Here is a 7449-nt window from a genome sequence, read left to right as displayed (position 1 = left end):
GCCTTGCTCCGCCCCGCGGCTGCGCGAACTGGACCTGCTGCGCTTCATCGCCGCGGGCGCCCTCGTGCTGCATCACTTCGCCGGGGTGCGCAGCACGATCTGGCCTGGACGGGACGCGCAGAAGATCTATCCCGAACTGGCACCGGTCGCGCATTTCGGCTACCTCGGCGTCCAACTGGCCTTCCTGATCAGCGGCTTCGTCATCCTGCTGACCGCGTGGGACCGGAACGCGGGCGACTTCGCCATCGCCAGGGTCGTACGGATCTACCCGGCGTACTGGTTCAGCGTCCTGCTCAGCGTGGTGCTCTTCATGATCTGCGGATCGGCGGTGCCTTACGGTGACGGGGACAATCCCGTCCAGAGGCTGCTTCCGAACCTGACGATGCTCCAGGACGGCATGCACGTGCCGTCAGTGGAGGTCCTCTACTGGGTGCTATGGGTGGAGCTGCACTTCTATGTGCTCATCGCGCTTCTCGCTCGCGCCGGCATCACCTACGGCCGCTGCGTCACCTTCATGGTCTCCTGGCTCCTCCTCGGCGCCTACGCCAAGGAGTCCGACAGCGAGCTGCTCCAGCGGCTGTTCTTCCCGGAGACGGCGCCCTACTTCATCGCGGGAATGGCGTTCTTCCTGATCTACCGTTTCGGGTCGAACCTCGCGCTGTGGCTGATCCTCGCGGCGTCCTGGGCTCTGTCGGTGCACTACCTCGTGGACGGCATCAGCCCGCTGAACGCCTGGAAGGGCGTCCACGAGATCGTGATCCCGGTCGTCCTCGCCGTCTTCTACGCGGTCATGGCGCTGGTCGCCCTGCGAAAGCTCTCCTGGCTGAGGTGGCGCGGCCTCACCCTCCTGGGGGCCGTCGCCTACCCGCTCTACCTGATGCACGAAACGGTGGCGCGGGCGATCGTCAAGGTCTTCTTCCCACACCCGATCCTCGACCGGTTGATGATCCTTCCGGTGATCACCGTTGCCGTTCTGGCGGCGGCGTTCCTCGTGCACTTTTTGGTGGAGCGTCCCCTGCAGGCGCTGATGCGTCCGCGGCTCGCATCGGCGATGGCGCAGATCCGCCGGAACGGAGCGACGCCGGAGCCCGCGCCACCCGAACCCGAGCCCGAACCTGAGTCCGACGCCGGCGGCCGTCCGCAGCGCGATGCCGCTGCGGTTCCACCGGCGTCGGTGCCTTAGCCTGATCACCATTGATCCAGGCGGTCGACCTGATCCGTTCTCCCAGAGGGACGCGTCCGAAGGGTGTGTGATGCTCGGCGTCAAGCCGCGAAGACGCGCCAGGCCGCGACGACGGGTGTCGGCGGTGCTGGTGGCGGCTTCCCTGGTGCTCACCGGATGCGTGCAGGCCGCGTCCGGTGACGGGAAGAAGGGGAAGGACGCCAAGGCGTCGGCGTCCCCGGCGCAGGGCAAGCGGCCCAACATCGTCTACATCCTCACCGACGACCTGTCGTGGGACCTGGTCGACTACATGCCGCACGTCAAGGCGCTGCAGAAGCGCGGCATGACGTTCTCGAACTACTTCGTCGCCGACACACTGTGCTGCCCGTCCCGCGCCACGATCCTGACCGGCAAGTACCCGCACAACACCGGCGTCCGCAGCAACGACCCGCCGACGGGCGGGTTCGACGTCTTCAACGCGCGGGGCAACGAGAAGGACACCTTCGCCGCCGCGCTGCAGAAGGCCGGCTACCGCACGGCCCTCATGGGCAAGTACCTCAACGGCTACGAGCCGACGGAGAAGCAGGGCTCCTCGCGCACCTACGTCCCGCCCGGCTGGACGGAGTGGCAGGTCACCGGCCTCGGCTACGCGAACTACAATTACAACCTGAACGGCAACGGCACCCTCACCCACTACGGGCGCTCGCCGAACGACCACCTCAACACGGTGATCACAGCCAAGGGCGTCGACTTCGTCAACCGGTCCGCCGACGCGAAGCAGCCGTTCATGCTGGAGATGTCGACGTTCTCGCCGCACGCCCCGGCGACGCCCGCGCCCGCCGACGCGCACAAGTTCGGCAACGTCAAGGCGCCTCGGACGCCCGGGTTCAACGAGCCCGACATCCGCGACAAGCCGGGCTGGCTGCGCAAGTACCCGCGGCTGAAGCCCCGCCAGGTCCAGGCCGTCGACAAGGCGTTCCGCGAGCGGGTGCGGGCCGTCCAGTCGGTCGACCGGATGATCGGCGCGCTGGAGGCGGCCGTCAACGCGAAGGGCCGGGGCGCCGACACCTACTTCGTCTTCAACTCCGACAACGGCTACCACCTGGGGCAGCACCGTCTCGTCGAGGGCAAGCTGACCGCCTACGACACCGACATCCACGTCCCGCTGGTCGTCGCGGGACCGGGCGTCCCGGCCGGGAAGACCGAGGCGAGATTCGCGCAGAATACCGACATCTGCCCGACATTCCAGGAGCTCGCCGGCCTCAAGCCCGCCGAGTCGGCGGACGGGCGCTCGCTGGTGCCGCTGCTGCACGCGCGCCCGGTGTCGGACTGGCGGACCACCGCGTTCATCGAGCACCTCGGCCCGAACTACAGCCACGACGACCCCGACCTGCCGAAGAAGTACGGCGGGAACCCGCCGACGTACTACGCCGTCCGCACGGCGAACGAGCTGTACGTCGAGTACGAGAACGGCGACCGCGAGTACTACGACCTCGCCAAGGACCCCTGGGAGCTGGGCAACCTGTGGGTGCAGGCACCCGAGGCGCGCAAGGCCGAACTGAAGTCGCTGGTGGCCTCGTACCGCGGCTGCGCCGGCGCCAACTGCCGCGACCTCTGATCCGGCCGGATCACGAGTTCGTCATCGTCTCCGCCGCGGCGGACGACCGGGACGCGGCCGCTACGTAGGCCCGGCAGACCCCGTCCTCGCCGCGCTGGGTGGCGGCCTCCAGCAGGCCCTTGCCATCGCCCATGGGAAGCAGTGACGAGCTGTAGTTGAAGCAGACGATGTCCGAATCATCCGGGTCTGCTGGGAACGGTACGTGGACGGGTGCGGGTACCTCGTGCCAGCCGGTGCCGCTGTTGGCGAAGAGGGTGGTGCCGCTGGACTCGCGGACGAGGCCGCCCTCGGCATCCCGGACGGCCCCGCCGCCGATCAGGATCGTCCCCTGCGGGCCGCCGCCGGGAACCCAGGTGACCGTGGGCGCGTGGTAGAGGCTCCGGCCGTCGGCGGTGCGTGCCGCGGTGCCGCGCGAGGCGGGGTCGCCCCACGTCCAGCCGTCCGCCGACTTGCGGTAATGGATCTTGCATGACGCGGAAGGGCCGCACACCTCGTACACCATGAAGTAGGTCCCGTCCGCAAGCCGTCGTACCACCGGCATGCCAGGGCGGTCGTGCCGGCCCGCGGCGACGACCACCGTGGCCGGACCCCAGGTCGCGCCGCCGTCGGTGGAGGCGACCTCGGCGATGACCTGGTCGTGGCCGGGTCGCGTCTCGTCGGAGTAGTAGCAGACGAGCCGCCCCTGCCCGTCGACGGCCAGTTCGGGCTCCCACAGGCCCTGGTCCCAGGGCGTCCCCTCGGCACCGGTCGCGCAGCTCGACAGGTACGACCAGTGCCGGCCGCCGTCCGCGCTGCGCCAGACGCGCAGTTCGGGACGGCGTCCCGGCGCATGGTTCTTCATGCCCGCGGTCCCCGCCCAGAGCAGCGTCCCGGCGGGCTGGGCGCCGAGCCGGCGGGGGAGCTCGAACAGGCTGCCGCAGCACGAGCCGCGTCCGCCGGCCGCGGCCGGGTCGAGGATCTCCGACAGCATCCGGAACGTCCGGCCGCCGTCCGAGCTCTCGTAGAACCGCGCCATGTCGGTGACGCCGTCGCCGGTCGCCGACGCGACGCCGAGGATGATCCGGCCGTCCCGCAGCCGGACGAGCCTCGGGTACATCGCCTGCCGGTCGTCCACCTGGCGCTGGGCGAACGGGGAGAAGGCGGGGGTCTTCGCGGCGGCCCGGCTTGGGGCGCGCTCGGTAGCGGAGGCCGTGCAGCCGGCGAGCGCGAGGACGGCGGCGAGCGCGATGGACACGGCGCGTGCCGACCGCCCACGTTCGCTCATCGCCTGCTCATCGTCGGCTCGTCATACGGTGAGGCCCTGGCTCATCCAGCGCAGCACCTGCGGCAGGACGCGCTTCCAAGTCTGGAAGTTGTGGCCGCCGCTGTCCAGGACGAGCGAGGACGCCCGCATCGGCGGCTTGACGAGCGAGAGGAAACGCTGCGTCTCGTCCTTGTTCTTCTCACCGACCTTGCTCGTCGTGACCAGCACGGAGATGGGCGGCTGCGGACGGTGCCGCAGCCGCCAGAACAGGTCGTTCTCGTTGCGGACCGCCTGGCTGCCGCCGTAGAGGTCGCCCGTCGTGATGTCCTTGATCGCGCCGTAGTAGCCGGAGAGGGACGCGGCCTTGGAGAACACGTTGGAGTGCCGCATCGCGAGTTTGAGCGAGCAGTAGCCGCCCGTCGACAGGCCGAACGCGCCCCAGCCCTTGCGGGCGTCCGAGACCCGGTAGGCCGAGCGGACGGCCTCGGGCATGTCCTGAGAGAAGAACGTCGCTGTCTGCGGCCCGCCGGGGATGTCCAGGCACTCGGTGTCGCGGCCCTTCACCATCGAGGGACGCAGCATGACGTACACCATGGGCTGGATACGTCCGGCCCTGGCCTCGTCCCGTGCCGTCTGCGGCACCTTGATCTGCGTGATGAGGTTGCGCTGTGCGCCCGGGTAGCCGCTGAACACCACCGAGACGGGGAACCGGCGCTGGTTCGCGCCCGCCTGGAAGTACTGCGGCGGTAGGTAGACGTAGGCGCGCGCGTGCAGGCCCGACCGGATCCCGCGGATGTCGACGGTGTCCAGCCTGCCGTCGCGCTTCGGGGTGCCGCCGATGGACACCTCGGGCTTGCGCCGGATCAGGTCGGCCGTGACGCGGCCCCCACCGCGCTCCTGCTTCTGGACGAGGTGCCCGCTGCCGACGCCCGCCGCGCCGACCACCTCACCCCACGACCCGTAGAAGCCGAAGTGCCGGTTGACCACGGCGAGCACCGTCAGGGTGACCAGGGCCTGGCAGACGACGAGCGCGCCCGCGCGGGCGGCGATACGCCGGACGCCCGGACCGGCGAGGCGCCCCCACCCCCACACCGTCGCCGCCAGTACGGCGACCACGGCGACGATCAGCAGGCAGGTCAGCGGCCAGCCGGTCAACGACACACGGGCTCCTCACCTTGGGGTCGGCGACTGCGATGACAACGGACATTACCGCTCTTCCTGATCGGCGGGCGCGGGCCCCCGTCCAGGCGCCGCCGGGGGTTTCGGCCGGACCGCCACCTGTGGGCGGTGGCCGGGTGTGGCCAGTATGGCGGGGAGGGTTGTCCAATCTTTGGCGCAGGTGGGCGTGGTGACCGAATTGGTGGCAGACGCGAGATGTCTGTATCCCGGTTCCGTTGAACGAGGCGCGGGAACGCGGGAAGCTCTTTACCCTGTGTAGGAAACCGACCGTAAGTATTCGAACCGGCACCCCCCAGGCGTTTCATACATTCCCGCGACTCCCAGGGGTCTCTCGACGTGACGGACATGGCGAGCGGGTCCGCGATGGCGCGGCTCACACAAGCCGACCGCGTCCACGTGGGCTGGCGCTACGCGCAGGTGCACCCCGATCCGGGGCCGCCCCCGGGGCTGCCCGCGGAGCCTGAACGCGCGCCGCTGCCGCCGCCCGCGCGGCGCCCCGGCGAGGACATGGCAGGCCGTCCGCTGCGCATCGCGTTCGCCGGGACGCTGGTGTTCGTCGTCCTGTTCCTGGTGTGCGGCATCGCCGGGATCATCCCGTGGGCGTTCGCCGGGGTGGCGCTGCTCGCGTGCGCGGTCGTCCTCGCCATCACCGGGGGCGGGCTGTGGCGGGACGAGCGGGTCGTCCGGGAGAGGCTCGCGCACGAGCGCGGCCAGGAGGAGCGCGAGCGGGCCGCACGCGAGCGCAAGCGGGAGGCCGCCGAGAAGGCGTACGTGAAGGAACGCGCCGACTGGGAGCGCCGCCAGTCGGCGTACGAGAGCCAGCGCGAGTGGTACCCGGTTGCCGTCCCGCCCGGCGTCGACCGCGTAGACGTCGTTGGCGGGACGCTCGCCGGCTGGTCGGCAGCGGTCACCACCATGGGCGCGGCCCGCCTGGCGGTCGGCGCCCGCCTGACGGTCATCGACCTCTCCGAGGGCGCCGTCGCCCACGACCTGCTCCGGCTCGCGGCCGACCGAGGCGACGACCCCCTCGTCTGGGTGCTCCCGAACGACCTGCCCCGCCTGGACGTCACCCGCGGCCTGAACCCGGAGGCGCTCGCCGACGTCCTCTCCCTCGTCGTCAGCGCAGGCGAAGAAGAAGGCGGCACCCGCGACCTGTCGTTCGACAACTCGATCCTGGAACGGCTCATCGATGTCCTCGGCCCGGACACCACGATCCCGCGCATCACCGCCGCCCTGCGCGTCCTGGCCCAGGTCGGCGACCCCCGCGACGACCTGGCCAAGGGCCTGCTGACCGACGACCAGCTGGAGCGCATCGCGACCCTCTTCGGACGGGACGCCACGGACCGCATCGTCGTCCGCCGCGCCTGGGCACTGGAGGCGCAACTCCGCAAACTGGAGAAGCTCGCCACCGAACCGGTGCGCCTGCCTCCGTCCCGCCTGCACGTCGTCTCGATGGACCGCCGCGCCGGCGTCCTGACGAACCGAATCCTCGGCACCTACGTAACAACGGCGCTGACCCACCGGATCCGAGAAGCGCCCCCAGGGGGCCGCTGGGCCCACACCCTGTTCCTCTGCGGCGCCGAGAAGCTGCGCGGCGACGTCCTGGACCGCCTGATCGACGCCTGCGAGGCAACCGGGACCGGCCTGGTCCTGATGTACCGCTCGATCCCGGGCCACGTACGCGAACGCCTGGGCCGCCGAGGCCACGCCGCCGTCGGCTTCATGCGCCTCGGCAACCCCGAGGACGCCCGCGTCGCCGCCGAGCACATCGGCGCGGGCCAGCCGCTCCTGGTGGCCGAGATAACCGACGCCGCAGGCGAGACGCTCTTCGACGTGGCAGGCGAAAGCTACGCCAGCACGGTCGCGTTCGCGCGCCCCCGCGGCGACGGCCTGACCGACCCCGTCTGGTCCCCACTGCCCGCGCCGGCGGCCGACGACTCCGTCCTGGTGGAAGGCATCAGCTCCGCGACCGCCTGGGGTAGGACGGTCGCCGACCGCCGCCACCCCGACAAACAGCGCTTCCGTGAACTCCTGATCGAGCCCCCGCAACTGCAAGAACTACCGCCCACCGCAATGGTCTTCACCCACTCAGGCGCAACAGGCCGCCGCACCCTCCTGGTGGACGCGAACCCCGGCATCATCACACTGCCGACCGCCCACTCGATGGAGTTCGAGGAGTACCTCCGCGAACAACAGGAGATCCCGCCTGCCCCCGAAGAGGAAGCCCCGGAAGACCCGCCCCAGGAG

Annotated in this window: 5 protein-coding genes; 3 read left to right on the top strand and 2 right to left on the bottom strand. The window is 70.6% G+C overall.

Annotated elements, in window-relative coordinates; genetic code table 11:
- Positions 1-1183: acyltransferase family protein (locus E1293_RS41890; protein WP_132204874.1), on the top strand; the 1183-nt coding region annotated here is incomplete at its 5' end.
- Between the two features lie 70 nt (positions 1184-1253).
- Positions 1254-2780, top strand: coding sequence for a sulfatase family protein (locus E1293_RS41885; RefSeq protein WP_165978646.1), 1527 nt, complete (start codon positions 1254-1256; stop codon positions 2778-2780).
- 10 nt (positions 2781-2790) lie between these two features.
- Here E1293_RS41885 and E1293_RS41880 read toward each other — a convergent pair whose 3' ends face one another.
- Both E1293_RS41880 and E1293_RS41875 read right to left on the bottom strand, forming a co-directional pair.
- Complete coding sequence (locus E1293_RS41880; RefSeq protein ID WP_132204870.1) at positions 2791-4044, bottom strand: sialidase family protein; 1254 nt, start codon at positions 4042-4044, stop codon at positions 2791-2793.
- Positions 4045-4065: 21 nt separating this feature from the next.
- A complete protein-coding gene (locus tag E1293_RS41875; protein ID WP_132204868.1) occupies positions 4066-5184 on the bottom strand; it encodes an alpha/beta hydrolase in 1119 nt (372 codons plus the stop codon).
- Positions 5185-5547: 363 nt separating this feature from the next.
- Here E1293_RS41875 and E1293_RS41870 point away from each other — a divergent pair.
- The coding region (locus E1293_RS41870; RefSeq protein ID WP_132204866.1) for a hypothetical protein at positions 5548-7449 on the top strand (1902 nt) is incomplete at its 3' end.

It is taken from the genome of Actinomadura darangshiensis, assembly GCF_004349235.1.
GTDB classification, from domain to species: Bacteria; Actinomycetota; Actinomycetes; order Streptosporangiales; family Streptosporangiaceae; genus Spirillospora; species Spirillospora darangshiensis.
The sequence above is the reverse complement of the archived record's forward strand: the minus strand, read 5'-3'. Positions and strand labels throughout refer to the sequence as shown.